General features: G+C 66.9%; 26 protein-coding genes and 1 pseudogene. 13 read left to right on the top strand and 14 right to left on the bottom strand.

Translation table 11 applies throughout. The features are described 5' to 3' along the window. Nucleotides 1-39: 39 nt before the first annotated feature. Together AB0L82_RS01465 and AB0L82_RS01460 are read right to left on the bottom strand one after the other, a co-directional pair. On the bottom strand, nucleotides 40-819 hold the full coding sequence (locus AB0L82_RS01465) for an ANTAR domain-containing protein (RefSeq protein WP_364629310.1): 780 nt from the start codon (nucleotides 817-819) through the stop codon (nucleotides 40-42). A 158-nt stretch (nucleotides 820-977) separates the two neighbouring features. Next, on the bottom strand, nucleotides 978-1,472 hold the full coding sequence (locus AB0L82_RS01460) for a hypothetical protein (RefSeq protein ID WP_364629308.1): 495 nt from the start codon (nucleotides 1,470-1,472) through the stop codon (nucleotides 978-980). A gap of 321 nt (nucleotides 1,473-1,793) precedes the next feature. Between AB0L82_RS01460 and AB0L82_RS01455 the strand changes: the two genes are divergently transcribed. Then, on the top strand, nucleotides 1,794-2,384 hold the full coding sequence (locus AB0L82_RS01455) for a hypothetical protein (protein ID WP_364629305.1): 591 nt from the start codon (nucleotides 1,794-1,796) through the stop codon (nucleotides 2,382-2,384). Between the two features lie 31 nt (nucleotides 2,385-2,415). Here the strand turns inward: AB0L82_RS01455 and AB0L82_RS01450 are convergent, their stop codons facing one another. Then, entirely contained in the window at nucleotides 2,416-2,691 is a 276-nt protein-coding gene (locus AB0L82_RS01450) for a hypothetical protein (protein ID WP_364629302.1), read from the bottom strand. A 95-nt stretch (nucleotides 2,692-2,786) separates the two neighbouring features. After that, on the bottom strand, nucleotides 2,787-3,695 hold the full coding sequence (locus tag AB0L82_RS01445) for a LysR family transcriptional regulator (RefSeq protein ID WP_364629299.1): 909 nt from the start codon (nucleotides 3,693-3,695) through the stop codon (nucleotides 2,787-2,789). 122 nt (nucleotides 3,696-3,817) lie between these two features. On the opposite strand from AB0L82_RS01445, the gene AB0L82_RS01440 reads away from it, so the two are divergent. Next, complete coding sequence (locus tag AB0L82_RS01440; protein ID WP_364629296.1) at nucleotides 3,818-4,363, top strand: HD domain-containing protein; 546 nt, start codon at nucleotides 3,818-3,820, stop codon at nucleotides 4,361-4,363. A gap of 98 nt (nucleotides 4,364-4,461) precedes the next feature. Here the strand turns inward: AB0L82_RS01440 and AB0L82_RS01435 are convergent, their stop codons facing one another. After that, on the bottom strand, nucleotides 4,462-5,076 hold the full coding sequence (locus AB0L82_RS01435) for a TetR/AcrR family transcriptional regulator (RefSeq protein ID WP_364629293.1): 615 nt from the start codon (nucleotides 5,074-5,076) through the stop codon (nucleotides 4,462-4,464). Between the two features lie 62 nt (nucleotides 5,077-5,138). On the opposite strand from AB0L82_RS01435, the gene AB0L82_RS01430 reads away from it, so the two are divergent. After that, nucleotides 5,139-6,419: an oxygenase MpaB family protein gene (locus tag AB0L82_RS01430; RefSeq protein WP_364629290.1), complete on the top strand. Its 1,281-nt coding sequence runs from the start codon at nucleotides 5,139-5,141 to the stop codon at nucleotides 6,417-6,419. On the opposite strand, the gene AB0L82_RS01425 is transcribed toward AB0L82_RS01430, so the two are convergent. Genes AB0L82_RS01425 through AB0L82_RS01410 form a run of 4 tightly spaced genes read right to left on the bottom strand, consistent with a single transcriptional unit; the run spans nucleotide 6,416 to nucleotide 10,103 of the window. Next, nucleotides 6,416-7,561, bottom strand: a complete 1,146-nt coding sequence (locus tag AB0L82_RS01425; protein WP_364629287.1) for an LLM class flavin-dependent oxidoreductase — start codon at nucleotides 7,559-7,561, stop codon at nucleotides 6,416-6,418. The two genes, AB0L82_RS01430 and AB0L82_RS01425, sit on opposite strands and share 4 nt — an antisense overlap. 9 nt (nucleotides 7,562-7,570) lie before the next feature. Then, nucleotides 7,571-8,572, bottom strand: a complete 1,002-nt coding sequence (locus tag AB0L82_RS01420) for an ABC transporter substrate-binding protein (RefSeq protein WP_364629284.1) — start codon at nucleotides 8,570-8,572, stop codon at nucleotides 7,571-7,573. Then, nucleotides 8,569-9,306, bottom strand: a complete 738-nt coding sequence (locus tag AB0L82_RS01415; RefSeq protein WP_364629281.1) for an ABC transporter ATP-binding protein — start codon at nucleotides 9,304-9,306, stop codon at nucleotides 8,569-8,571. Before AB0L82_RS01415 ends, AB0L82_RS01420 begins: the two co-directional genes overlap by 4 nt. After that, entirely contained in the window at nucleotides 9,279-10,103 is an 825-nt protein-coding gene (locus AB0L82_RS01410; protein ID WP_364629278.1) for an ABC transporter permease, read from the bottom strand. Before AB0L82_RS01410 ends, AB0L82_RS01415 begins: the two co-directional genes overlap by 28 nt. Nucleotides 10,104-10,275: 172 nt before the next feature. Between AB0L82_RS01410 and AB0L82_RS01405 the strand changes: the two are divergent. Both AB0L82_RS01405 and AB0L82_RS01400 read left to right on the top strand, forming a co-directional pair. Then, nucleotides 10,276-10,836 (top strand): annotated as a pseudogene (locus AB0L82_RS01405) (serine/threonine-protein kinase); the annotation flags it as partial. Nucleotides 10,837-11,030: 194 nt separating this feature from the next. Then, entirely contained in the window at nucleotides 11,031-13,214 is a 2,184-nt protein-coding gene (locus tag AB0L82_RS01400; protein WP_364629275.1) for a protein kinase, read from the top strand. Nucleotides 13,215-13,359: 145 nt separating this feature from the next. On the opposite strand, the gene ectB is transcribed toward AB0L82_RS01400, so the two are convergent. Then, nucleotides 13,360-14,622, bottom strand: a complete 1,263-nt coding sequence (gene ectB, locus AB0L82_RS01395; protein WP_364629272.1) for a diaminobutyrate--2-oxoglutarate transaminase — start codon at nucleotides 14,620-14,622, stop codon at nucleotides 13,360-13,362. Nucleotides 14,623-14,941: 319 nt separating this feature from the next. Between ectB and AB0L82_RS01390 the strand changes: the two genes are divergently transcribed. The 7 genes from AB0L82_RS01390 to AB0L82_RS01360 all read left to right on the top strand — a co-directional run bounded on the left by AB0L82_RS01390 (nucleotide 14,942) and on the right by AB0L82_RS01360 (nucleotide 22,084). Further along, complete coding sequence (locus AB0L82_RS01390; protein ID WP_364629269.1) at nucleotides 14,942-15,745, top strand: ABC-2 family transporter protein; 804 nt, start codon at nucleotides 14,942-14,944, stop codon at nucleotides 15,743-15,745. 4 nt (nucleotides 15,746-15,749) lie between these two features. Next, nucleotides 15,750-16,556 (top strand): ABC-2 family transporter protein, encoded by an 807-nt coding sequence (locus AB0L82_RS01385; RefSeq protein ID WP_364629266.1) that lies wholly within the window; start codon nucleotides 15,750-15,752, stop codon nucleotides 16,554-16,556. Next, nucleotides 16,553-17,536 carry an ATP-binding cassette domain-containing protein gene (locus AB0L82_RS01380; protein WP_364629263.1) on the top strand — a complete coding sequence of 328 codons (984 nt, stop codon included), beginning with the start codon at nucleotides 16,553-16,555 and terminating at the stop codon, nucleotides 17,534-17,536. Before AB0L82_RS01385 ends, AB0L82_RS01380 begins: the two co-directional genes overlap by 4 nt. Nucleotides 17,537-17,783: 247 nt before the next feature. Continuing rightward, the gene (locus tag AB0L82_RS01375; protein ID WP_364632713.1) at nucleotides 17,784-20,654 is read left to right on the top strand and encodes a nitrate- and nitrite sensing domain-containing protein; all 2,871 of its coding nucleotides are present in this window, start codon (nucleotides 17,784-17,786) and stop codon (nucleotides 20,652-20,654) included. After that, nucleotides 20,651-21,079 (top strand): roadblock/LC7 domain-containing protein, encoded by a 429-nt coding sequence (locus AB0L82_RS01370; protein ID WP_364629260.1) that lies wholly within the window; start codon nucleotides 20,651-20,653, stop codon nucleotides 21,077-21,079. Before AB0L82_RS01375 ends, AB0L82_RS01370 begins: the two co-directional genes overlap by 4 nt. Next, the gene (locus AB0L82_RS01365; protein WP_364629257.1) at nucleotides 21,076-21,504 is read left to right on the top strand and encodes a DUF742 domain-containing protein; all 429 of its coding nucleotides are present in this window, start codon (nucleotides 21,076-21,078) and stop codon (nucleotides 21,502-21,504) included. Before AB0L82_RS01370 ends, AB0L82_RS01365 begins: the two co-directional genes overlap by 4 nt. Next, a complete protein-coding gene (locus tag AB0L82_RS01360; RefSeq protein ID WP_364632711.1) occupies nucleotides 21,485-22,084 on the top strand; it encodes an ATP/GTP-binding protein in 600 nt (199 codons plus the stop codon). Before AB0L82_RS01365 ends, AB0L82_RS01360 begins: the two co-directional genes overlap by 20 nt. 348 nt (nucleotides 22,085-22,432) lie before the next feature. Here AB0L82_RS01360 and AB0L82_RS01355 read toward each other — a convergent pair whose 3' ends face one another. Further along, nucleotides 22,433-22,753 (bottom strand): hypothetical protein, encoded by a 321-nt coding sequence (locus tag AB0L82_RS01355; protein ID WP_364629254.1) that lies wholly within the window; start codon nucleotides 22,751-22,753, stop codon nucleotides 22,433-22,435. A 461-nt stretch (nucleotides 22,754-23,214) separates the two neighbouring features. Between AB0L82_RS01355 and AB0L82_RS01350 the strand changes: the two genes are divergently transcribed. Continuing rightward, on the top strand, nucleotides 23,215-23,829 hold the full coding sequence (locus tag AB0L82_RS01350) for a DUF4254 domain-containing protein (RefSeq protein ID WP_364629251.1): 615 nt from the start codon (nucleotides 23,215-23,217) through the stop codon (nucleotides 23,827-23,829). Here the strand turns inward: AB0L82_RS01350 and AB0L82_RS01345 are convergent. Genes AB0L82_RS01345 through AB0L82_RS01335 form a run of 3 tightly spaced genes read right to left on the bottom strand, consistent with a single transcriptional unit; the run spans nucleotide 23,823 to nucleotide 26,403 of the window. Continuing rightward, nucleotides 23,823-24,179 (bottom strand): hypothetical protein, encoded by a 357-nt coding sequence (locus tag AB0L82_RS01345; protein ID WP_364629248.1) that lies wholly within the window; start codon nucleotides 24,177-24,179, stop codon nucleotides 23,823-23,825. The genes AB0L82_RS01350 and AB0L82_RS01345 overlap by 7 nt on opposite strands. Then, complete coding sequence (locus AB0L82_RS01340; protein ID WP_364629245.1) at nucleotides 24,180-25,328, bottom strand: acyl-CoA desaturase; 1,149 nt, start codon at nucleotides 25,326-25,328, stop codon at nucleotides 24,180-24,182. Between the two features lie 13 nt (nucleotides 25,329-25,341). Next, nucleotides 25,342-26,403 (bottom strand): ferredoxin reductase, encoded by a 1,062-nt coding sequence (locus AB0L82_RS01335; RefSeq protein ID WP_364629242.1) that lies wholly within the window; start codon nucleotides 26,401-26,403, stop codon nucleotides 25,342-25,344. Nucleotides 26,404-26,462 lie beyond the last annotated feature (59 nt).

Below are 26,462 nucleotides of genomic sequence, written 5' to 3'. Positions count from 1 at the left end.
TTCTCTCGTCAATCCTATGGCGGGTTCCCGCGGGCGGGTTCAGCGCTCGGGAACAGGTTCGGGGTCGGGGTTGTGATCGGGGCGAAAGCGCAGTCTGCGGGCAACTACCTCGGCGGCGGTATCGCCGAGGGTGACGCCGGTGGTGAAGGCATGTCCGACCAATCTCGCATAGGCGACGGCAGCGGTCGAATCCAATTGCACCGCAACCATTCCGGTGGCCTGATGAATCTCACGCGCCGAGACCGACTGCTCCCACCAAGGCCCCAGGGCGAGTCCATTGAGATCGCGGCCACCATTGTGCTCCGGCGGCGCGACCGCGGCCAGCAGCACGGTGGTGATGACATCGGCGATCTGCAAGGCATCGCTATACGCCTGGACATCGCCGAGCACCGCGTCCGCGCCGACCAGGTCGAGATAACCGACCCGGATCGCGCCCAGGCGCAGCGGCACCGAGCAGATCGATTCGAGGGTAAGCGGCAGCCGATTCCACTGGGCCAGCAGCGGCCAGCGCCCCCTGGCCACGGCGCTGCCGAAATCGGGCACCCGGCTGGCCGCGCCGGACCGGTTCGATTCCGGCCCGGGACCTTCGCCGACAGCGGCCTGGGCATCAGCCAGCCGGGCCGCGGCGGGGCCGGACGAGCCGAGCACCTCCCAGCGGTTCTCCGGCATGGCCAGGGTGATCGCCGACTCTCGCACCGGCAGCACCCGAACGCAGGCCGAGCACAGGCGATCTCCGTGTACCGGGGCCAGGTCGGCGTCCGCGCCGAGCTCACGCAGGACCGACAGGAACCGGGCGACCGCGGCGCGATCGGGGCTCACCGCGCGCCACCGGGACCGCGCGGCAGGTCGAACACCATGGTTCGCTCCCGTCCAAGCTCGGTGTGCCGGATCACGGCTGGCTGTTGAACCGTGGTGTATTCGCGCCACTTTATGCGATTTGACGGAAACCATCGGTAACCCGAGGGTCCGAGATTCATTCACAACCCCGCGCTGCGGCGTAGCGCCGGTCGCCAGCGTTCCGGGTCGAGCATGCGCAGACCGCCCTCGGCGGGCACCCATTCGGTGCCCGCCCAGGCATTCGCACCCCAGCTCATACGGTTCACCCAGGTGAGTTGCGGCACGGTGACCACGCGTCCGGCGCGCATATCCACTTCCAGGGTGCACGGCGATGCGACCAGGTAACGCGCGCCGGGTATCGCGCCGGGCGCGGGCAGGCGATCGCATACCTGTCCCGCCGCCAGTTCCAGGTCCGCGGCCATGACCATGCCGATGGGCAGCAGTCCGACCCGGTCGGCTTCGACTATTACCGCGACCACCGTCCATTGCCGAAAATCGTCGTCACCGGCGATGGCGTCGGAATTCGGGCGCGGTATGACAGTGGGGTGGGTCACCCGGGCGCTCGGGGAAACATGATCGAATTCCGCGCCACTGTCGAATCCCACACCGGCGCTGGTGTTCTCGGTGCCGTCCATCACGCCCCCTTCGGGCAGGTTCGAACGAGCTGTCGAAACCGCCGGGGTCTGGAGCGGGATAGTCCGGAGCCATCGAAGCCGCTGGATAGCCGCGGGTCGGACCGAACCAAATCCATTCTATCGTTGTAGTATGTGCGGCGAAGTAAAACTCGTTGCCGCGCAAGTAAACTCACCCCACACCGGTCGGTATGCATCGGGAATGGCGCAGACCGATCTCTCGGCCCCTTCGAATCGCGTGCCGAAATTCGCACCGACCGATCGGGCCGCGAAGCGGGAGGCCATTGACTTGTTCGGCAACCGACGCGATAACTTGGACAGGTGATGAAGGATTCCGTAGCCACCACGGCAGGAGCATGGCGGGCAGGTGACGGCACCGCGGTGCCGTTCCGTGAGGCAACAGTGGCTTGGGCGCTGGCAGCGCACGCCGAATTGGCCGAAACCGCAACCGGGTACGGACATTTCGTCACAGTGAACGAACTCGCCGAGCGGGTACAGGAAGTCTCCGGCGTGCACACCAAGGCCCCGACGCGCACCTGGATGGACGCCATCCTGCGCAAGGTGGCCCGGCGCTGCCACAGCGCGGGGGAACCGCCGCTGCCCGCGCTGTGCGTACGGCAGAACCACACCGTGGGCGATGCCTACAAATACGTACTCGAATTGGCGGGGCTGCCGATTCCGGTCGATCTGGAATTGCACGCGGCCTACGCCCGCTGGCAGTGCTACCAGTTCTACGGCGCCGCGATTCCCGCCGACGGCGGTGTGCCCCCGCTCACCCCGAAGGTGGCTGCCAAGCGCAGCATGACCATCAGCACACCCCAGGCCGAGGTCAAGCCGGAGCCGGTGCGCGAGGCGCTGTGCCAGGAGTGTTTCATCCAGTTGCCCGCGAACGGCGTCTGTTACTTCTGCGCGTAACGCGCTATCGATTACCGCGTATGCGGCGAAATCACTGTGCGGGTTCGGGATTCGGATCGCTGTCGGGCAGCGGATCCGGCATCTCCTCCAGCGCGGCGATCTGCAAATGAATGAAGGCGGCGATCCGATGCCGGGCCGCCGCCGGTAGTCGGGCGATATCGGCCGCGGCCAGCGGATTGGCGCCCAGCGGCGGTTGCGGTGGCGGCTCCCCCTCCGGATCGGTGGGAACCACCTCGAGATGAGGACGCTGCGCGGACCCCGGAGTGTCTGGCTCGTCCGGGTCGGCGGCGACGGCTGATCGCACCATGTCGTGACCATAACCCCTTGGCGACCGGCGCGTGAGGCGTTGGCGCACTTGAGCCTTCGCTATGCAAACCGTACGGGCGCGGTAAGTGATCGGCGTTACGCCGGGCGACCAGCGATGCTGTAGAGGTCTCGGGCCGGGCCGGTGAGGCGCTGCCCCCGGGGCCACACCGCGCGCAGCTCCCGATTCAGATCCAGACCGGTCACCTCGGGCGACACCAGTAATCCCTCGGCTAGTTCGCCGGCCACGGCCAGCGAACTCAGCACCGCCGGGCCGATACCGTCGGCGACCGCGGTTTTGATGGCGGTGGTGGAGGACAGTTCCAGCGCGACCTCGGGCCGCCAGTCCGGGATAACGCGAGTCATGGCTCGCTCGAAGGAGATTCGAGTGCCGGATCCGGATTCCCGGTAGATGAGCGCGGTATCGGCGAGCTCCCGAGCGGTGATGACCCGCCCGCGCGCCCAGCGATGACCGGGCGCGACCACCACCACCAGCCGATCCCGGGCCACCAGATGCGTCTCCAGCTCCCCCGGCACCGCCGGACTCTCCACGAAGCCGATGCCCGCGCGACCGTCCAGCACCGCCCGCGCCACCTCCGCCGAATTCCCGGACTCCAGTGCGAGTGACATATCCGGCATGCGAGTTCGCAAGGCGGTCAACCATTTCGGGAACAGGTACTCGGCGATGGTCTGGCTCGCCGCCACCCGCAATCGCGAATCCCGCTGCTCCCGCAGTGAATCGATGCCGGCGTCGAGCCGCTGCGCCGCCTCCACCACATCGCGCGCCCACTCCGCGATCAACGCCCCCGCCGCCGTGGCCCGCGATCCCAGCGTCGTCCGCTCCAGCACCGGCACCCCGACCAGCTGCTCCAGATACCGAATCCGCGAACTCGCCGACGGCTGACTGATCCCGTGCGCCTTCGCCGCCCTACCCAGACTCCCCAGTTCGATCACCGACAGCAGCAGATCCAGCGCGGCGAGATCAGGCACCCGAGGTGACAGCGTCATAGGACAACCCTATGCCCAACCGCAACCCCGCAGCGACCCGCCACCATCTTCGCCGTCGCGCCGAACAGGGCCGATACGACGGCTTCACCCGTCGTTCACGATGCTGGGCCAGAGTGACCAGGGTGACGAATATCGCGACGGTGGATGACCTGATGACGCTGCTGGCCGACTGCGAGGACGCCTGGGATATGCCCGATCGCAGCGGTGATCCGGTGGACATTCTCGATCATGACCGGCAGTGCGCGGAGATCCTGCGGCAGCAGCACCCCGATGACGAGGAACTCCAGGTGGCCGGGCTCGTGCACGATATCGGCCACGTACTGTTCCCCGGCGACGACGCGGGTCACGGTGTGCACGGCGCGAACGCGGTGCGCGAACTGCTCGGCGACCGGGTGGCCCGGCTGGTCGAATTGCACGTCACCGCCAAGCGCTACCTCGCCGCAACCGATGCCGCGCACACCTCGGCGCTCTCGCCGTCGAGTCAGCGCACCCTGATCGCGCAGGGCGGCCCGATGACTCCGGCCGAGATCACCGCCTTCGAAGCCGACCCGGATTTCGAAGCCGCGCTCACCCTGCGCCGTGCCGATGACGCGGGCAAGGTCATCGGCCTCACCGTGCACCCGCTGGGGTGGTGGCGGCCCGTCATCGCCCGCGTCGCCGCCGCATAATCGGCGAGGCAACCCGTCCGGTCTGCCGCACACCCGCCTGACCTAGGGCGGTCCGGCTGACCTGCGCGAGCGGTCGACACAGCCGATCCGGTCGCGAATCAGGTTGCGGCGGTTAGCCAATCGCCGAGCATGGTGGCGGTTTCCTCGATGATGCGGTCCGGGTCGAGGCCGGGTGGGGGTTGCAGGGCCATGCGGAGGCTGGCGGCAAGGCCCGCGTTGACCATGACGAAGGCTCGGGTGTCGAGTTCGGCGTCGGGGCGGGGGCCCAATTGCTGGAGTAGGTAGGCGCGGGTGAGGAGCAGCAGGCGGCGTTCGAGGCCGCCGAAGCCGATGCCCGCGACGGTGGCGTCGGCGGCCAAGGCGCGCACCAGATCTCGGCGGTCGGCGACGGCGTGCATGATGACGCGCAGGCTGGAACCCACCGATTCGCGCAGCGGCAGGCCGATGCTGCCGAGGACCGCCTCGGTGAAACGCTCCTCCAAATCGGTGAGCAGGCGGGTGCGGAGCACATCGATGATGGCGGCTTTATCGTCGAAATACCGGTAGAGCGAGCCGATGCTGATGTGCGCGTGCGCGGCGATCCGGTTGGTGGAGATCTCGGCCATGCCGTGCTCGGCGAAAAGTTGAGCTGCCGAGTCCAGAATCCGCTCGCGGGTCTCCCGTGCACGGTCCTGACTCGGCTTCCGGCGCTGTACAGCGGGGTTGTCAGGCATCCGCCGACCCGGTGCGCAAAAGTGAGTAGAAGGTGAGCATCTACTCACTTTATCCTCGAATTATGACTCGCGAGAAGGTTCCGGCCGCCATGGAAGTAGCGGCGGCGGGCCGCATTCCGACGGAATTCCGGTACTGGGAGCGGCGCGACGATCCCAGTGTCCAACGCGCACGGCGGATCTGGCGCGCTTTCTTCCGATTCGATCCACAGCCCTCCGATGCGCTGGTGCGCGAGTTCGGCGAGGCGTATTACCACGCCGATCCGGTGGCGGAGGCTTTCGTGGACGAGGTGTACCTGGGCGAACTCGGTCCGGCGGCGGGCCGGGCCATGCTGGATCGGGCGCTGGCGCACGGTATCGAATCGGTTCCGGACGCGCCCGCCACGCTGGTCCGGCTGTTCGAGGAGTTCGAGACGCCGCCGGAATGGTTCGATCCGGAGTTGGTCGCGGCGGGTGCGAAGGTGTTCCGGCGCTGGGGCACATCGGTTTTCAGCTTCGCCACCACCAGCACGCTGGAAATGTATTCGGAGAGTTCGATCGCCAAACCGCTGTCGTACGCGGGCGGCTACGCCGGGGACAAGGCGCATAAGCGGCAGTTGGAGACCGTGCGCTTCTGGATCGACGTCTCCGATCCGGGCGGCCTGGATCCGGGTGCGCGCGGCAGGCAGACCGCCATGCGGGTGCGCATCATGCACGTCTTCATTCGCCGCAAGCTCATGCAACGGCCCGAATGGGATTACGCCGCTTGGGGAGTGCCGATCAGCGTGGGCGATGCGACGCTCACCCTGATGGGCGGCAGTGTGGTGCCGGGTCTGGCACTGTGGAGCGTCGGGCATCAGACCACGATCACCGAAATCGAAGCGACGCTGCACTTCTGGCGGTACGTCGGTCATCTGCTCGGCGTGCAGCCCGCCTGGTATCCGCGTGATTTCCGGGAATCGGTGCAGCTCATGTTCGCCGCCTTCGTCAAGCGCGCGTTCACCGCGGGCGCGGATGGCGAGGAACTGGTGGAGTCGTACCTGCCCGCCTTCGAACCGAAGCCGGACAGCCCGTGGCCCAGGCGAATTCGGGACGAGTTCAACTATCGCGTGCAGATCGGCTACACCGGATTCTGGCTCCCACCGGGCACCTACGCCCGGCACCGCATGCCGCACCGCTTCCCCTGGATCCTGCACCCGATCGCCCAGGCCCCCATACTCTTCGGCGCGGAAACCCTGCGCCGAATCATCCCCGGCCTGGACACGATCGCCGACCGCGTGCAGCGCCACCGCCGAGAACGGTGGTACCGCAACGAAGTCGGCGACCGGGCCGCGGAGTTCCACCCCGTGGAGGAGTTCCGCCGCTAGCTGCTGGACGCGCCTGCGAAGGGGATGGCGGCCGGGGGTGCGGGGCGGTGGTTCGGGTGCTGCCACACGCCTTTTCGTTCCAGGATGGGCAGGACGCCCTCGCCGAACCAGTACGCCTCTTCCAGGTGCGGGTAGCCGGACAGCACGAATTGGCTGATGCCGGCCTTCGCGTATTCCAGCAGTCGTTCGGCGACCTCGGCGTGCGAGCCGACCAGGGCGGTGCCCGCGCCGCCGCGGACCAGGCCGACGCCCGCCCACAGGTTGGGTGCGATCTCCAGGCGGTCGACGCTGCCGTTGTGCAGTTCGCTCATCCGGCGCTGACCTTCGGATTCGCTCTTGCCGAGGGCGGCCTGCACGCGTTCGATATCGGCCGGGTCGATGCCCGCGAGCAGTTTGTCCGCGACCGCCCACGCTTCCTCCGAGGTATCGCGGGTGATCACGTGAATGCGCAAGCCGTAGTCCAGCTTTCGCCCGTGATCGACCGCGAGCCCGCGAATCCACTCCAGTTTGCGGCTCACCGCGAGCACCGGTTCACCCCAGGTGAGGTAGGTGTCGGCGTATTTGGCCGCGACCGGCCCGGCGGGTGCGGAGGATCCGCCGAAGAACACCGGCGGCACCGGGTCCGGATGGTTGGACAGCAGCGCGTTCTCCACCCGAATGTGTTCGCCCGCAAAGGAGAACGGCTCATGCGAATTCCACAGTGACTTCACCACGTGCAGGAATTCCCCGGTGCGCGCGTACCGGGTCTCCTTATCGGCGAAGTCGCCGAACGCCGCCTGTTCGGCCGGTTCACCTCCGGTCACCACATTGAGCAGCAGCCGCCCGTTGGAATGCCGCTGGAAGGTGCCCGCCATCTGCGCGGCGAGGGTGGGGCTGACCAGTCCGGGGCGCAGTGCGACAAGGAATTTCAGCGATTCGGTGGTCCCGGCCAGCATGGCGGTGGTCAGCCAGGCGTCCTCGCACCAGGAGCCGGTCGGGGTGAGCACCGCTTCGAAGCCGTTGGTCTCCGAGGCCGCCGCGATCTGATTCAGATAGTGCAGCGACGCCGGGCGATCACCGGACATCGGGGTGCCGTGCCCGCCGACCACGAGGCCGCGCGAGTCACCGGAGGTGGGCAGAAACCAGTGGAATGACAGGCTCATTCGATCTCCTCAGGAGGTGAAGCGGTCATTGAAGCGGGTGTCGACGAAGTCGGTGATGTTCACCTTGCTCGGAATGAGCTTGGCGTCGGTGAACGCGTCGGCCACCGCCTGCTCCTCGGCGATGGTCGCCTGATCGAGCGGATGATGCTGGTACGAGGCGCGTTTCACCGCGACCAGGGTGACGTCGTAGGGCACGCCGGTGATATCGGCGGACTGCTTGGCCCAAGTCTCCGGATTGGACTTGATCCAGGCGTGCGCCCGCTGGATGCGGATCAGCAGATCCTTCAGCGCCGCCGAACTGGCTTTATTGGCAAGGGCTTTGGTGCCCGCCACGAAGAAGGCGTCACCGCGCACATAGCCTTCACCGGTCACCAGCGCCCGATTGCCGTCGTGCTCGGCCTGTGCCACATAGGGATCCCACACCGCCCAGGCGTCGACCCGTCCGGTGGACAGCGCCGCCAGCGCATCGGCGGGCTGCAGGTACTGCGGTTCGATATCGGCGAAGGTGAGCCCGTTCTTGGCGAGCACGGCCAGCAGGTGCTGATGCGCCGAACTGCCCTTGGTGACGGCGATCTTCTTGCCGCGCAGGTCCTTCGGATCCTTCAGCGTGGAGTCCTTGGGCACCAGGATGGCCTGGCCCTGCAATCCACTGGAGTAGCTGGCGACAATCTTGATCTGCGATTTGGCGGCCGCCGCGAAGACCGGCGGGGCATTGCCGACGCCGCCCAGATCCACCGATCCGGCATTGATGGCCTCGAGGATGGGCGGACCGGCGGTGAAGGTGGACCATTCCAGCTTGTAGGGCAGGTTCTTGCTCTCCCCGGACACCTCGAGCAGGGCCTGCAACGCCTGCCCCTTCTGGTCACCGATATGCAGGGTCACCTGCGAAAGATCCACCGAGCCATCGGCATTCACGCCCTTGGTGTTGTCGTCACCACTGCCGCAGGCCGCGGTGACCAGGGCGGTGGTGACCGCCAGTGCGGCGAACAGGCGTCTGGTGACGGGTTTCATGCGGTTCCTTCCGGGGTCACGCCGAGTTCCGCGAGCAGGTTCGCTCGCAGGGCGAGAAATTCGGGGTGGTCACGGCGGCGCGGGCGCGGCAGCTCGATGCGCAGTTCCCGGGCGATGCGGCCGTCGGCCAGCACCAGGGCGCGATCGGCGAGCAGCAGCGCCTCGTCCACATCGTGGGTGACCAGCAGTACGCCGGGCTGATGTTTGGCCCACAGCTCCAGCACCAGATTGTGAATCGTGATGCGGGTCAGGGCATCCAGCGCACTGAAGGGTTCGTCCAGCAGCAGCAGATCCGGTTCCCGCACCAGGGCGCGGGCCAGCGAGGCTCGCTGCGCCTCACCGCCGGACAGGGTCAGCGGCCAGGCGTCGGCGCGCTCGGTCAGGCCGACCTCGGCCAGGGCATCGGCCGCGGCCTGCTTCGGATTCGGTTGCCGCAGACCGAGAGTGATATTGGCGGCGACCCGCTTCCACGGCACCAGGCGTGGTTCCTGAAAAGCGACGGCCACCTCACCGGGGACGGTGAGCTCACCCTCGGTGGCCTTGTCGAGTCCCGCGAGCGCGCGCAGCAGCGTGGACTTGCCCGAACCGCTGCGACCGAGCAACGCCACGAACTCGCCGGGCCGGATATCCAGATCGATGCCGTGCAGCACCCGTCGTTCGCCGAAGTCCTTGACCAGACCGCGAACTCGGGCGGCGGTATCGGTCGCTACGTTGCCAGGAAGCCGCGTCGCCATGACAGCGCCCTTCTCTCGATGAGCCGAACGAAGGCGTCGGTGAGCAGTCCGAGCACGCTGTAGACCAGCAGCCCGACCACGATCACATCGGTGCGCAGGAATTCGCGCGCGTTATTGATCATGTAGCCCAGTCCCGCATCGGCATTGACCTGCTCGGCGACGATCAGCGCCAGCCACGCCACCCCGAGCGATTGCCGCAGTCCGACCAGCGCCTGCGGCAGCGCGCCCGGCAGCACGATGTGCCGGATGAGCGCGGCCCGCCCGAGCTGCTGCACCTGCGCGAGCTCGGCGAGTTTGCCGTCCACACTGCGGATTCCGGCAAAGGTATTGAGGTACAGCGGAATCGCCACGCCGAACGCCACCAGCACGATCTTGGGCAGTTCGCCGATTCCGAACCACAGGATGAACAGCGGGATCAGCCCGTAGAACGGCAGCGTGCGCAGCATCTGCAGGATCGGGTCGACCAGATTCTCGCCGACCCGGCTCAGCCCGGCGGCGAGCGCCAGCGCGATACCGGCGATGGCGCCGATGGCGAATCCGACCGCGGCCCGCTGTAGCGACACCGTCAGCGCGTCGACCAGGGTGCCGTCGGACAGCAGGTCACCGGCGGTGTGCACCACGGTGACCGGCGAGGCCAGCAGCCGCTCGGACAGCACCCCGGTGGCGCTGGCGAGCTGCCACAGCGCCACCAGCAGGATCGGACTGATCAACCGGACCCACGAGGCGGGCGGGCGCGGCAGGCGCGCCAAACGGGGCCGGACGGCGAAGGGCCGGGCCTGTACGGCAACTGAGGACACGAAAGCACCTCGGGCGAATGGGGGACGGGGACCGGGCGACCGCAACCCACGGCCGCCTCGTTCGAGGTTGCCGCCCCGCGCCCGGCTCGTCACCGGTTGTAATCCATGTGATTCTTGATCAGCCGGATTCACGGACTGCCACAATGGATCCGCGACGAGGAGCCGAAACGCCATGACGAGTCCGCATCACCCGCTCACCGTCGGATCCAGGTTCGGCCTCGATCGGCTGGACCGGTTGATCGGGCGCGGGGGCATGGGCGAGGTGTATCAGGCCTACGACACGGTCAAGGACCGGACGGTGGCCATCAAGGTGCTGCCGGAGCGGCCGGCCCAGGATCCGATGTATCGGCAGCGCTTCCAACGCGAATCGCACGCGGCGGCCCGGCTGCGCGAGGCGCATGTGATTCCCATTCACGACTACGGCGAGATCGACGGCCGCCTGTTCATCGATATGCGCTTGCTGGCCCCCGAACGCTTCGCCGCCACCGAGCTGACGCCCGCCGCCGATGTGTACGCGCTGGCCTGCGTGCTCTACGAATGCCTCACCGGCGTGCGGCCGTTCACCGGTGCGAACGACGCCCAGATCATGCGGGCGCACCTGTTCGAGACACCGCCACGCCCCAGCCGGGTGCGCGCCTCGGTGCCCGCGACCTTCGATCCGGTCATCGCGCGCGGGCTCGCCAAGACTCCCCAGGAGCGCTACCCCAGCGCCGGCGCACTGGCCGCCGCCGCACTGGGTTTCGCGGGGTGGGCGGTGACGTCCAAACACCTCCTCCGATCCGGCGCAAACCTGTCTGGTGGCGGTGCACAGCACCCTCAGCCTGTTCGTCATCACCTGTACGCTGCCGCAGGATCATCCGGAGAACGGCCCGAAAGACGAAGCGGCACTGCAGTCCTGGTTCCAGCAGAATTTCGGATGAGGCGGATATGACGAATCCGGAGCGCGCGCCGGTCGTCGGGGCTCGTTTCGGGCCCTACCGGCTGGATCGGTTGATCGGCCGCGGCGGTATGGGCGAGGTGTATCAGGCCTACGACACGGTCAAGGATCGCACCGTCGCGATCAAGGTGCTGCCCGCGCGGCTGGCCGAGGATCCGGTGTACCGCAGGCGTTTTCAGCGTGAATCGCACGCGGCGGCCCGGCTGCGCGAGGCGCATGTGATTCCGATCCACGATTACGGCGAGATCGACGGCCACCTCTACATCGATATGCGCCTGGTCGACGGGGAGAGCCTGCGTGATCGACTGCGCCGCATCGGATATGACACGCCCGAGCGCGCCGTCGCGGTCATCGATCAGGTGGCGGCGGCGCTGGACGCCGCGCACGCGGACGGCCTGCTGCACCGGGATATCAAGCCGGACAACATCCTGCTCACCACCGAGGGCTTCGCCTACCTGGTGGATTTCGGCATCGCCCAGTCCGCCACCGATGCCGCGCTCACCGCCGACGGTTCCGCGGTCGGCTCCTTCGGCTATATGGCCCCCGAACGCTTCTCCTCCCGGGACCTGACCCCCGCCGCCGACGTCTACGCCCTGGCCTGTGTCCTGTTCGAATGCCTGACCGGTACACGACCTTTCATCGGCGATACGGACGCACAGATCATGCGCGCCCACCTCTTCGACCCGGTCCCCCGCCCCAGCCTGGTCCGCCCCACGGTATCCGCGGCCTTCGATCCCGTGGTCGCGCGCGGTATGGCCAAGAACCCGGCCGGGCGCTACCGCACCGCGGGCGATCTGGCCGAAGCCGCACGCGCCGCCCTCACCGCACCTCCCGAAGCCGGCGAGCCGACCCTCACAAGCGCGGACATCGACCATGGCGACGAAACGAAATCCGCTGCCGGGATGCGGGATACGCCAACAGATTCGACCCCCGCCACACCCGAGCGCGATTCCACCCGCGAGCCGGTGCCGAACCCCGAAAACGGTTCGCGCACGGCGCGGAATCCCCCGAACCACGCCACCGCGCGGGGCGCGCCCGGAGCGGAGCCGGACGCGGTGGACAACGCACAATCCGTGCGCGCCGGAACAGGTGCGGCGGCACGGCTGGCGGGCCGGGTGCACCGACCGTCTCGCCCCTTGGCGCTGGGGGTGGTCACCGCGCTGATCGTGGCGGCGCTCGGGTTCGCGGGATGGGCCGCGGCACAGCCGCTTCGGACCGGGCATGCGGTGCCGAACGCCGGCGCGCTCACGCAGGCCGATATCGATCTGCTGGCGTTCACCGAACGTCCGGCGTTCAATCGCGCGAACTGCGTGCACGAGGAGCCCGACGAGTACAGTCTGGCGATCCTGTCCTGCGCCGTGAACTATCACGCGGGCAATCCCGGCGTCCGGTTCTGGCGTTTTCGCGATGCCGACAAGCTGCACGAGTACTACACCTCGGTGCTGGACGTCACCAAACTCAGCGCGTGCCCGGGTGATCCGCCCGGCGTGGACGCGCCGTCCACACGCGATGGCAAGGAGGTGGGGCGGCGCGGCTGCTACACCAATACCAAGATCGGCCCGGCGCCCAAGCCCGCGTTCATCGTGACGAACGAGGAGATTCCGGCCATGGCCATGTACCTCTGGGACGATGTGTCCGATCAGCCGCTGCGCGATTGGGAAGCGCGGCAGGACTATTGGCAGTTCCGCTCCGCCGACCGCGCCCGCGATCCGGATGTCTTCTCCCCCGCCGATCGCAAACTGCTGACCGATCTCGGCAAGGATTGGCGCACCGGCAATTGCCGCCACGGTGAGGTGCCGCAGGGTTCGGCCGCGAACGCCACGGTGGATTGTGTGAACGCCAACGGCTTTCCGGTGACCGGCTTCCTCGGTTTCGCCGATCGGGCCTCGGCGACCCAGCTGTATCAACAGGATCTGGATCTGCTGAAAGGCCATGCCTGCGGTGGCGGGCCGGAGCGCGGCGATACGGTCTGGCGGCAGGAAGGCAAATTGGTCGGGCGGTACTACTGCTATCCGGATCCGGACCAGACGCAGAACGGCCGTGCATGCCTGCTCGCGCTGCCGGACGAATTCGATACCGCCGCCATCTTCTGCGCACTGCCGCAGGCGGATCCGCATCTGGGGCCCAAGTCCGAACAGCAACTGCTGGAATGGTTTCTGCGCAAACTCGGCTAGCGCGCAGCGGTCGCGAGGGCATCCGGAAATAGGAGATGCCGGGCTCCCTCCGCAGCTGGGAGCCCGGCATCAGGGTCGGCACCGGTGTGGGCGGTGACGACGTTCGGGGGGCGCGCCGCTCGAACGGCATGGCGCACCGGGTTATTCAGTGCGCGTCGCGCACTATCTCGACCGCCCGGGTCAGCAGTCCGAGCCCGTGGGTGAGTTCGTCCTCGGTGGCGACCAGCGGCGGCAGCAGTTTCACCACTTCGTCATTGGAACCGGAGGTCTCCACCAGCAGCCCGAGTTCGAAGGCGATGCTGCTGACCTTGGCGGCCTGCGAGGCATCGTCGAACACCAGGCCGTGCACCATGCCGCGGCCCCGGGTGGAGGTGCCACTGAACGCCTCGGTCATGGCGGTGAGGTGTTTGCGAATGTGCTCACCCTTGGCGAGGGTGGCGGCTTCCATGCCCGCACCGGTCCAGTACTCGCGCAGCGCGACCTCACCGGTGATGAAGGCGGCATTGTTCCCACGGAACGTACCGTTGTGCTCGCCCGGTGTCCACTGGTCGAGTTCGGGCTTCATCAGCACCAGCGCCATCGGCAGGCCATAGCCGCCAATGGATTTCGATAGCGTGATGATATCGGGCTGGATACCGGCGACCTCGAAGGAGAAGAACGGTCCGGTGCGCCCGCAACCCATCTGCACATCGTCGACGATGAGCAGAATGCCGCGCGCGGCGCACATATCGGCGAGGGCGCGCAGCCATTCGGCGCGGGCGACGTTCACCCCGCCCTCGCCCTGCACGGTTTCCACGATCACCGCGGCGGGCTTGTCGATGCCCGAGGAGCTGTCGTCCAGGGTGCGGCGCATCCACGAGAAGTCGTCGACGCCTTCGAGATACCCGTCGTAGGGCATCGGGGTGGCGTGGATGAGCGGTACGCCCGCGCCCGCGCGCTTGGCGGCATTGCCGGTGACCGACAGCGCGCCGAGGGTCATACCGTGGAAGGCGTTGGTGAAGTTCAGCACCGCGGTGCGCCCGGTGATCTTGCGCGCCAGCTTGAGTGCGGCCTCCACGGCGTTCGCGCCGGTGGGGCCGGGGAACTGCACCTTGTACTCCATCCCGCGCGGGATGAGCAGCACATCGCGGATGGTCTCCAGCAGACGGCGTTTGGCGACGGTGGACATATCCAGTCCGTGCGTGATGCCGTCCCCGACCAGATAGTCGATCAGGGCCTTCTTGAGCACGGGGTTGTTATGCCCGTAGTTGAGCGAGCCCGCACCGGCGAAGAAGTCCAGGTACTCCTTACCGTTCTCATCGGTGAGCCAGCAGCCGCGCGCGGTGTCGAACACCGTCGGCCAGGCACGACAGTAACCGCGCACGTTGGATTCGAGCGTCTCGAAAACAGTCGTCTCGGCCACGGTCATCGATCGTCCTAGCGTCGGAGCAAAGTGAAACAGTGATGTTTCTACCATCGATCGCTCGCGCCGCGGAGGGTTTTCGGTGAAATCGGGCAATCTCGCGCAATCCATCGCGCGGGCCACACACCGAACCGGACAGAAGTGACGATCGTCTCGCCCGGGACAGCATGAGCATAACCCCCGGCGAACCGGACGAAGCAAACCCCTCAGGATGAAGACCTCGCGAACACCCGGTGCGCCTCGGCCCGGATTCGCGGTTCGCTGGAAAACCGCTGCGGGGCAGCGGCATTGCCGGTTTCGCCGGGTCCGGTAAGGTGAACTTCTTGTGCGTGCCGACGTGGGGGTTTACTGGCAACTGGTCAAGGCCGGATTTCGCAGGCAATCGCACTATCGCCTGGCAATGCTGGCCGGACTCATCACGAACGTGGTGTTCGGCTTCGTCCGCGCGGCCGTGCTGATGGCGGCCGTGCACGCCAATAACGGCTTCGGCGGCTACGACCGAGGCACCATCGGCGCGTTCATCTGGCTGTCCCAGGGGCTGCTCGGAGCCATCGCGTTCTGGACCCTGCCCGATATCGTGGAACGCATTCGCACCGGCGATGTGGCCATCGACTTCCTGCGGCCCATCGATATCCAAGGCGCGCACCTGGCCGAATACATCGGCCGGGCAACCTATTCGCTGCTGCCGCGCGGACTCCCCAGCATGCTGGTCGGCGCGCTCACCTTCGGATTGGCGCTGCCCACCACCGCCGGACCCTACATTCTGGGCTTCTTCAGCCTCGCGATGGCCATCGCGCTGTCGTTCCTGTCCATGTTCGCGGTGAGCCTGGCCGGATTCTGGCTGGTGGAAACGCGCGGGCTGCGGGCCCTGCACATGATCTGCGGGACATTCCTGGCCGGATTGTTCGCGCCCGTGCACCTGTTCCCGGACTGGCTGCGCACCATCGCCTACTGCACCCCGTTCCCCTCCATGCTGCAATGGCCCATCGATGTGCTGTCCGGCCGCACCACCGGTATGGCGGCGATGGGAATCGTGCTGGCGCAGGCTTTCTGGCTCGCCACCCTGACGGCACTGGGTCAACTGCTGTTGCGCGCGGGCCGCCGGAAACTGGAGGTGCAGGGTGGTTGACGGCGTGCGCCCCTCCCGATTCGCGCCCTATCGCGCCGTACTCGCATCCCGACTACGCGCGCAGCGGGCCTATCCGCTGTCCTTCGCCACCGATGTGTTCAGCGCCTTCCTGATCGGGCTCGTCGAATTCGGCGAAATGTGGGTGATCTTCCACAATGTGCCGCAACTGGGCGGACTGCACCTGAATTCGATGCTGCTGCTGTTCGGAATGAGCAATACCTGCTTCGCCATCGCCGACATGCTGGTCGGGCACGCGGACACGCTGCCCACCTATATCCGCATGGGCAAACTGGACGCCTTCTACCTGCGCCCGCAACCGCTGCTGTTACAACTCATGACCAGCGATATCGCACTGCGCCGGGTGGCGCGCATCGCGGTGGCGGCCACCGTGCTCGGATTCGGCATCGCCCGCAATGACATCGACTGGACCGCAGCGCATCTCGCGCTCTTCACGGTGACCCTGATATCCGGCATCACGATCTTCGCCGGACTCTTCATCACCGCCGCCGGGGTGCAGTTCTTCCTCATCGACGGGGCGGAGCTGACCAATGCCTTCACCTACGGCGGCTCGTACGCGTCCATGCAACCGGCCTCGGTATTCCCCACACCGATGAAACTCATCTTCGGATTTCTCATTCCGGTCGCGTTCAGCTCCTATCTGCCCACCATCGCCCTGCTGGATCTGCCCGGATCGCCACCGCTGACCACTTGGCTGGCCTGGGCGTCCCCACTGGCGGCGGCGTGGGTGTGGGTGATCGCGCTGACATCGTGGCGGCTGGGCACCAGGCACTATCAGGGAGGCGGCGGATGAGCGAACCCATCATCGACATTGCCGGACTGACACGGACTTTCGTCCTGAGCCGGAAACAGGGACGCTGGCGACGCCGGCGCGAGGTGCTGACCGCGGTCGACGATATGAGCTTCCGGATCGAACCCGGTGCGGCCGTCGGATACATCGGCGCGAACGGCGCGGGCAAATCCACCACCATCAAGATGATCACCGGCATTCTGGTGCCGAGCGCCGGACGACTGCGCACCTGCGGGCTCGATCCGGTGCGGCAGCGCCGCGAACTGGCGGCGCGCATCGGGGTGGTGTTCGGGCAGCGCTCGCAACTGTGGTGGGATCTGCCACTGCGCGAATCGTTTTCGATCCTGGCGGCCATTCACCGGCTGGAGCCGGGCACGGCGCGACGGCGCACGGACGAGCTGGTGGAACAGCTGGAGATGGGCAGCACCCTCGACACCCCCGTACGGCAGCTCTCACTAGGCCAGCGCATGCGCGCGGAAGTGGCTGCGGCGCTGCTGCATTCACCGGAACTGGTGATCCTGGACGAGCCGACGATCGGCCTGGATGTGCTGTCCAAACAGCGATTACGCGAATTCCTGCGGCATGAGCGCACCAGTCGCGGCACCACCCTGCTGCTCACCACGCACGATATGGGCGATATCGAGCGGCTGTGCGAACGGGTGCTGGTGGTCGATCACGGCAGTCTGGTCTACGACGGTTCACTGACCGGACTGGCCGCCACCGTCGGCGCGCATCGGGTGCTGACCGTCGATTTGGCCGAACCCACAACCGATCTCACCGATCTGCCCGGCGCGAAACTGCTCGCCAGCGAGGGCGACGGTATGCGCCAGCGACTCGCCTTCGATACCGAGATCACCACGGCGGCGCAATTGCTCGCGGCGGTGTCGGCGCGGGCCGAGGTGCGCGATCTGTCCATCGAGGAACCCGATATCGAGGATGTGGTGCGGCGCATCTACGAGGCCGCGGCGCATCCGCTTTCGTGATCCGACAAAAGCGCGAATAATGCCGACAGCTGTTCACCTCATTGTCTTCCCCCGGTCGCGGAAATCACATCTGCTCCTCACCGATTGTGAGCAGATTTGTCATAGCTCGAACCCGGCGAGGTTCCCGACGCCACACCGCACCGGTTCGAATTGCGGTGTCCGTCCGGGTATGCCATCTTGCTGGTAATTCTCCGCGCACACGATTCGGGATTGCGTGGTGGTCCGATTCTCAGGAGTGCGTGTGAAAATGCGTCCGGCGCAATTGTTGCCGCACCGTAACGTAAAACTCACGCCCGCATTGGAATTCATTCGGCCGCGCACTATTCGCGCACGTCTGCGGCGTATTCTGCTGCTCGCGGTGGCGCTGGTGCTGGCGCTGCTCACCGTCATCATCGCCGGTGAGGTGACCAAGTATCGCGATACCGGATCCACCGCGCACGCGGTGGATCTCGCGCTGGCGGTACAGGATCTGGTGCACGAGGTGCAGCGTGAACGCGGACTCACCAATGGCCTGCTCGGCGGTGACGATTCCGCGCGCGGCGCGGTCACCGCACAGCGCGGCGCGGTGGATGCCGCACTGCGGCAGTTGAATCGGGTGTTGAGCACGGACGCGCCCGGATCGGCACAGGTGCGCGACGCCCTCGGACGACTGTCCGGATTGAGCGCCAATCGCGGTGATGTGGATACCCGGCATATCGACCGGTCGGCCTCGTTCACGTTTTACACCGGCGCGATTCTCGCACTGAATCAGGCACGCCCCGGATTGGACAGCGCGCGCGATACCGCGCTGTGGCATGGGTTGCAGACCCTCTACGCACTCGGTGATGTCAAGGAATCCACCGCACAGCAGCGCGGATTTCTCAACGGTGTCTTCGCCGCGGGCGGATTCGGCCCCGGCGAGTATGTGCAGTTCCTCGATATCCGCGCCGGAAAGCAGTCCGCCGTCGCCGCTTTCGAGCGCGATGCCACACCGGATCAGCGTGCCCGGCTCTATGCCGCCATGCGCACCGACGAATCGGTGCGGGCCGCGGAATCCGAGGCCATCGCCATCGGCTCGGTGCGCGGCCCGCTCACCGAACCGGTGAATCCGGCCGACTGGTGGCGGCAGATGACCTCGGTCATCGATGCCGAACGCGTCGTGCAGCGCGGCATCGGCGATGAGATTCACGCCCGCGCCACCGAATTGCGCCGCGACGCGGCAGTGGTGCTCGGGGTGTACACGCTGGTCGCACTGCTCGCCATCACGGCCATGGTGGCGCTGGTGGTCACCACCGTGCGCGCCATCGTGCGCCCCCTGGCCGAATTGGCGCGCGAGGCGGACGCGGTGGCCGATGAGCGCCTACCGCGACTGGTCGCGCAATGGCACGACAGCGCCGTCGAGGACCCCGCGCCGCCCGAACCGGTACGAGCCGACGCGGCGGCGGGCGCGGAAATCGCCTCGGTCGCAACGGCCCTGGACCGCGTCCAGGCCACCGCCTTCGAACTCGCCTCCGCCCAGGCCCGGCTGCGCCGCAACACCACCGAATCACTGGCCAACCTGGCGCGCCGCAATCAGAATCTGGTGCGCCGCCAGCTCGGCCTGATCAGCGATTTCGAACGCGAGGAACTCGATCCCAGCGCGCTGTCCAATCTCTTCGAGCTCGACCATCTGGCCACCCGGATGCGCCGCAATGCCGAAAGCCTGCTGGTGCTGGTCGGCGAATCCAGTCCGCGCCGCTGGTCGCAGTCCATTCCACTCACCGATGTCATTCGCGCGGGCCTGTCCGAGGTGGACGACTATCGCCGCGTCATCATGCGGCGCGTCGACGATGCCGCCATTGCCGGTTCCGCGGTCAGCGAGCTCGCGCATATGCTCGCCGAACTCATCGAGAACGGATTGGCCTTCAGCCCACCGGATCTCGAAGTGGAGATCTACGGCCGCCGCATCGGCCCGCGCTATCTGCTCGCCGTGGTGGATCACGGCGTGGGCATGCCCGCCGATCAACTCGCGGTGGCCAATGCCCGCCTGCGCGGCGAAGCCGACTTCCTGGTGGCCCCCACCCGCTATCTCGGCCACTTCGTCGTCGGCCGCCTGGCCAAACGCCTCGGCATCGAGGTGGAACTCACCGTCTCCCCCGTCAGCGGTGTGGTGGCGCGTCTGCTGATCCCCGAATCCCTGCTGGGCGATCAGGCCCCGCCCCCGATCGCCGAAACCCCGGGCCTGGACTCGAAACACGCTGCTGTCGCGGCACTTCCCGCCGACGATATGCCCGAGCCCAGCTACGGCCGCCACAGTCCCGCCAGAGCACTGGCCGCGGCGACCGCCCCGGAATCCGCTGAACCGCACCCGACTACAGCAACCGGCGACTTCCCTTTCAGCACAACGGTATTCGCCTCCGCCGGTGATACCGGCCGCAACGCGCACATCGCGTTCACCGCCGGCGGTCTGACCACCGGCGGCATCATCGAACCCTCCGACCCGCGCGACAGATACGCCAACGGCGCGCGCTCGGTCCCCACCGGCGGCAGCGGCGTCAAACTCATTCCTCTCGCGGATCCAGCCGATCCCCCTGCGGGACAGGCTGGTTCGACCGTCGGCAGGAACGAGACCGGCGCGCCCTTCGCCAACGTTCCACCAGCAGCGGCTCTTTCGACGGGTATGGACGAGGGGATGTACTCCACCGCGGGACAACCGGTATCGAACCACCGCAGCGGATCCGAAGTGATCGGCGAGGTGCCCGCCACCGGATTCCCGGACGGTACGGCCGGACGTCGCGCGACGGTCGACCCCGCGCGGGCCGTCATCGCGGGTGCGGCGGCCGCGCCGGGATCGACGCCGCCCGCACCGGCGGAGGCGGCTGATGTTCCGGGATCCGTCCCGCAGGTGCAACGCACACGAAACGGTCTCGTCAAGCGCAGCCGGAAGACTCGGGAGAATTCGGGTGTCACGCCGGGTGGCGCCCAACCCGCACCGCCGTCCCCGCCCGCAGTTCCGCAGGCCGATCGCACCCCGGAAGCGGTGCGCGGCATGCTCGCCGGGTTCCGGGCCGGGCATCAGCGCGGTGAACGCGTTGTGCCGCAGCAGGATACGGGCGCATCGGCTCGACCCGGCTCGAAGAATCAGGAGGACCGCAGGTGACGACCCACTACCCCGACACCGATCCGCACGCGTTCAATTGGCTGCTGGCCGATTTCGTGCGCGGCACCGACGGTGTGCGCGATGCGGTGGCGGTCTCCTCGGACGGGCTGCTCATGGCCATGTCCCAGGGACTGGACCGCAATGGGGCCGACCGGCTCGCGGCCATGGTGTCGGGGCTCACCAGCCTCGGTCGAAGCGCTTCGCGCAGTTACGATTTCGACGGACTGCGGCTCATCATGATCGAGATGGGGCGGGGATTCCTGCTGGTCTCGGCGATGACCAATGGCAGCTGCATCGGCGTCATCGCCGAACACCAGGCCGATGTGGGCCTGGTCGGATATCAGATGGCCGTGCTCGCCGAGCGCGCCGGCGCGCTGCTCACCCCGGCGCTCATCACCGAACTGCGAGAATCGCTGGCCCGATGAATGATTCGCACCGGTTGCCGGACGCCCGGATGATGACCGGATTCCCGATGCGGCAGGGCGCCGCGGCCGATGAGATCGACACCTCGCCCGGCGCCGCGGAAGCCGACCTACAGGTGGTGCGGCCGTTCATGATGACCGCCGGACGCACCACGCCGCTGGTCGACGGACTGCGCATCGAAACCCTGGTGCGCGCCTCGCCCGCCGCGCTGTCCGCCCCACTGCGTTTCGAATTGGAACGGGTGGTGCGGCTGTGCCAGCGCCCGCACTCCATCGCCGAGATCGGCGCCGCGCTGCGGGTGCCGGTCGGGGTGGCGCGCGTCCTGGTCAGCGATCTGGTCGCCGCCGGCCATGTCGCGGTGAGCCAGGGTAGTGAACTGTCCACCTCCGCGATCGAAAGGATCCGGGATCTTGTACGGGCACTCTGACATTCCCGCCCCCGCCCCGCTCGCCTCCTCGGTGAAAATCGTGGTCAGCGGCGGTTTCGGCGTCGGCAAGACCACGCTCATCGGCGCCATCTCCGAAATCGAGCCGCTCGCCACCGAAGCCGCCATGACCGAGGTCTCGGTCGGGGTCGACACCCCCGGCCGCGCGACCGGAAAGACCACCACCACGGTGGCATTGGACTTCGGCCGCATCACCCTGGATCACTCGCTGGTGCTCTATCTCTTCGGCACCCCCGGCCAGGAACGCTTCGAATTCCTCTGGGACGATCTGCTGGACGGCGCGCTCGGCGGCGTTATCCTGGTCGACACCGATCGGGTCCAGGACTGCTATCCGGTACTGGACTACTTCGAACAGCGCCGCACCCCATTCGTGGTGGCGGTCAACCGATTCGAGGCCGCACCGGCCTTCGAACTCGACGAGGTGCGCGAGGCCCTCGATATCGACCCGTCCATCCAATTGCTGGATTGCGATGCGCGCGACCGGGAATCGGTGAAAACCATCCTCGTTGCCCTACTGGAACAAATCCTGCAGGCCCGCCGCTCCCCCGCCCTGGCGCTCTGAATTCACCCGGGCCGCCCCACCGCGACCGCAAACCGCCCCGAGTGCGTGCGCACTCGGGGCGGTGTCCCGAAAACCCTTCCGGGAGATGAGGTTTAACGGCCGCCGAAGGAGCCGGTGAACAGGGTGTTGAGGATACCGCTGAGTGCAGCGCTACCGGTGTTGAAGAGCCCGTTCAGGGCGGCGCTACCAGTATCGATGATAACCGGGATCATTATTTTCAACCTCTCTGTTGGTTCGCCTCCGTCCGGGATTTCCGACCGGCGACGTGACCCACCTTGCAGGGGCTCCCTTACAGCGCCCTTGCCTGTTGCTGAGAGGTAACTAAGTTGGCGTGTGTCGCCCGACACACTAGTTCGGGGCGTGCCCGTCCGCCGCGTACAGGCTCACTTCACCGTCTTCCCCCAGGAACGCGTTGACCAGCATCGTTCCCGAGGAACGCAGCTCATCCGGGGTCGGCGCGGCGGTGGTGACCGAGATCTGCGGTACCGCAGCCCAGTTCACGACATAGCGTTCGGGCGGTCCGTCGTCATTGGATAGGTGCGCGAGCCGGAATACCGACACCCGCCGGCGAACAATCAGGGTGCGCACGACTTCGGCGATTCGCTCCGGGTCTTCCAGCGCGAACATGAATCCGAAGCGCAGCTCGGGTGAGGACGCATAGGCTGGCACGAATACCCAGGCTAATCGAGCGCGGCGCGCAGCGCTCCCGGCGCGCCGCGCCGATAGCTATTCATAAGCCCGAGTAACGGACTCGATCGAGGCGAACGCGGCACCGGCCAGGAACCGACCGACCAGGCCGTGCAGATGCACGCCCGAAGAGGTGTCGATCAGCCACCTTTCACAACCCCCACGTGACTCAGTTGTAATGCTGTATAACGATTCTCCGCCAGGTTCGCCGATCGAGCGCCGTTTGGTTGCGCCCGTCCGACTATCGCGCTTTCCTGAAATAGTCCCGTATTTCGGACAGTCTCCCCATCGCACCGTCGCGAATTTCCCGGTTTCTTCACCGTGCCGTTTGTGGTGGGCTGTGCGTCCCGGCATGCGGGCCTGCGCCGGAGCCGAGGGGAGCCCCTCCCCGAAACCTCCTCGGCTCTGGCGCATCCAAACTGCACTGGCTAAGGGTGGGAAATATGGCAACGGACTACACCGGTACGGGGTACGGAGCCGAGCTACCATCGCCCAGAATGCTGTTGCGCGCCTTCCAGGAACCGGTCTCCACACTCGGCACCGACCCTTCCGACGCCGCCCACCCCGATCGCGAGGTGCTGGCCGCGGCCCACGACCTGGTGCAATGCCATGAGGGCAGGCATCGGGCACAGGAGGCGGCACACGCCGCCGGAGCCACACCGCAGCGCGTGGCCGACCATATCGGGCTGGTGGAAGATATCGACGCCCGGCGGACCGAGCTGGTGGCGCGCATCGACGAATGGGTGGCGATCCATATCCCGCATCGCGGCGGGGCCTCACTGCACACCGAGACGCTCGGCGCGGTGATAGACCGCATGGCGGCGAAATGGGTTGCGGCGCAACAGGCTTTGAACACTGCTCGGTCGGAGGGCGCAGTGCGCAAACAGAATCCGGACGGCCGCCCGCGGCGGCGCAGCAGCCCGCATCTGGGCGAGCCGCCGCGGCACGCGGACAGCGAGGCGCACCTACAGTGGTATCGCCTCGCCGAACTCGCCGATGGCTATAAGGATCTGATTACCGAAGTGGCACAGCACCGTAGGCGGTTGCCCGTCTACTGACGCGGTTCCACGATCTCGGCGTCGATGAACTCCGGCTCCGGCTCCACCTTTACCGCACCAGGCTGGGCCTTGGGCGAATCAGTCTGGGCCGCAACGGGTTCCACGTCGCCGTCGAAATCATCGTCGAAGTCTTCGAGATCCGCGGCGGACGCGCGCTGACTGGCGGCGTCCTGAGCGGCCGCGGCGGCCGCCTCGCGCATTTCGATGGCGTCGGTGATCCAGTCGCCGATCTCCTTGGTCACCTCGGCGACCGTTCCGGTGATGATCGAGGCGATATTGCCGACGTGCCGGGCTCCGGACGACGTCAGTTCCTGGATCAGATCCTTATTGCTTTCGAATTTTCCGATCATTCACACGCCCACTTCGCTAGCCTGCCCCCGGCGCATCACGATAACACCGTTGGGTTGCGGTTTCCCCGCGAGCACCGGCGGCAGCGCGAGCTTGAACAGCTTGGCCCAGACCGAGCCGATCTGCTGGCTGAAGCTACCGGTGTTGTAGGGCAGACCGTGCTTCTCGCACAGCGCCTTCACCTCGGGCGCGATCTCCGGATACCGGTTCGCGGGCAGGTCGGGGAACAGGTGGTGTTCGATCTGATGCGAGAGGTTGCCGCTCATGATGTGGAACAGGCGGCTGCCGTCGATATTGGCCGAGCCCAGCATCTGGCGCACATACCACTCGCCCTGGGTCTCCTCGGTGCACTCTTCCTCGGTGAACGTCTGTACGCCCGACGGGAAGTGCCCGCAGAAGATGATCGAGAACGTCCACAGGTTGCGCACGATATTGGCGGTGAAGTTACCGGCCAGCGTGGACAGGAACAGCGGTCCGGTCAGCGCCGGGAACACCACGTAATCCTTGAGCACCTGCCGTCCGGCCTTGCGCACCTGACCCTTGACCAGCGCCTTGATATCGGACCACTTGCGCTTGCCCTGGACGATGTTCTCCACCTCCAGGTCATGCCCCATCACGCCCCATTCGAACGCGACCATGAGGAAGAACGCGTACAGCGGGTTGCCCAGCCGCAGCGGATTCCAGGGCTGCTGCTCGTCCACGCGCAGGATGCCGTAGCCGATATCGCGGTCCATGCCGTGGATATTGGTGTACGTGTGGTGCATGTAGTTGTGCGAGTGCCGCCACTGATCGGCCGGGCAGACGGTGTCCCATTCGAAGACCCGTGAGTTCAGGCCCGGCTCACGCATCCAGTCGTACTGGCCGTGCATGACATTGTGGCCGATCTCCATATTGTCGAGAATCTTCGACACCGACAGCGCGGCCACGCCCGCCAGCCAGAACGGCGGCAGGAAGCCGAGGTACATCAGACCGCGGCCGGCGATCTCGAAACCGCGCTGCGCCTTGATGATCGAGTAGATGTATTCGCGATCCCGCTCGCCCAGATCGTCGGTGACGCGGGCGCGGATCTCGTCCAGCGCGCGGCCGATCTCCTCGACCTGCTCCTGGCTCAGTACGACGGGACCCGCGGGTGTTTCGGTGAGAATCGCCATGACGATTCCTCCTTCAGATAGCGATGTCGACGTCCCCGACGGGGGCGTTGATGCAGAGTTGAATGGGCTGGTCCGGGTCCGCGTCGACCTCGCCAGTGCGGAGATTGCGAGTGCAGCCGCTGCGCTTGACCGCGGTGCAGGTGAAGCAGATACCCATGCGGCAGCCGTATTCCGGGGTGAGACCGGCGGATTCGGCCTGCTCGAGCAGGCTCGCGCCATTGTTCTCGACGGTCTTGCCGGTGCCGGAGAAGGTGATCTCGCCTTCGGCCGTGGCCGGATCCGACGGCGCGACGGTGAGCGTGAACTCCTCCGAGTGCAGCCGCTCTTCCAGCTGTTCGGCCTCATACACGGTGCGCACGGCCTTCATGAGTCCGGGCGGGCCGCACAGGTAGGTCTGCGCGAACGGGAACCACGGCGCGAGCCGCTCCAGCTCGTCGTAGCTGAAGTTCGCGTCGCCGCCGAGCTCGGGGTAAAGCAGTTCGACCCGGAAGTTGTTGTGCTGCAACGCGAGAGCTTCCAGCTCGGTGCGATGCGGCACCCATTCCGGTGAACGGTTGTAGTGCAGGAACAGCACCCGGCCCTGATACCGCTCGCTGGCGAGCGTGCGCAGCATGGACAGCGCCGGGGTGATACCGCTGCCGCCGGTGATCAGCACGATGCGATCGGGCCGCTCGGCGGGCAGGTGGAAGACGCCGGACGCCGGGGCCAGGTCGACCACCATGCCGGGAATCGCGTTCTCGTGCAGATAATTCGACACCAGGCCGTGCGGATGCGCCTTGATGGTGAGTTCGATGTGCTTGTCGCGGCGACGGTCATTGTTCACCGGCGAATAGCAGCGGGTGTGCTTCACACCGTCGATGACCACGCCGATCTGCACATACTGACCGGCGAGGTGGCCGCGCCACTGCCGGGTCGGGCGCAGCGTGAGCGTCACCGAGCCGACGGCGCTGCGGCGCACGTGCGTGATCTCGGCGCGCATATCGCGCAGGGTGAAGTTGGGGCGGACCAGCTCGAGATAGCGGTCCAGCTGATGCGGAGTGGTCAGTTTCTCCACGAGGTCGATGAGTCCAACCATTCTGGCCTCCTGTCGCGCCGCCGGGCTGGGCGACGCTGTCACGTTTCGATGTGCACGAT

The sequence above is a fragment of the Nocardia sp. NPDC052001 genome, from assembly GCF_040680615.1.
Taxonomy (GTDB): Bacteria; Actinomycetota; Actinomycetes; order Mycobacteriales; family Mycobacteriaceae; genus Nocardia.
The sequence above is the reverse complement of the archived record's forward strand: the minus strand, read 5'-3'. Positions and strand labels throughout refer to the sequence as shown.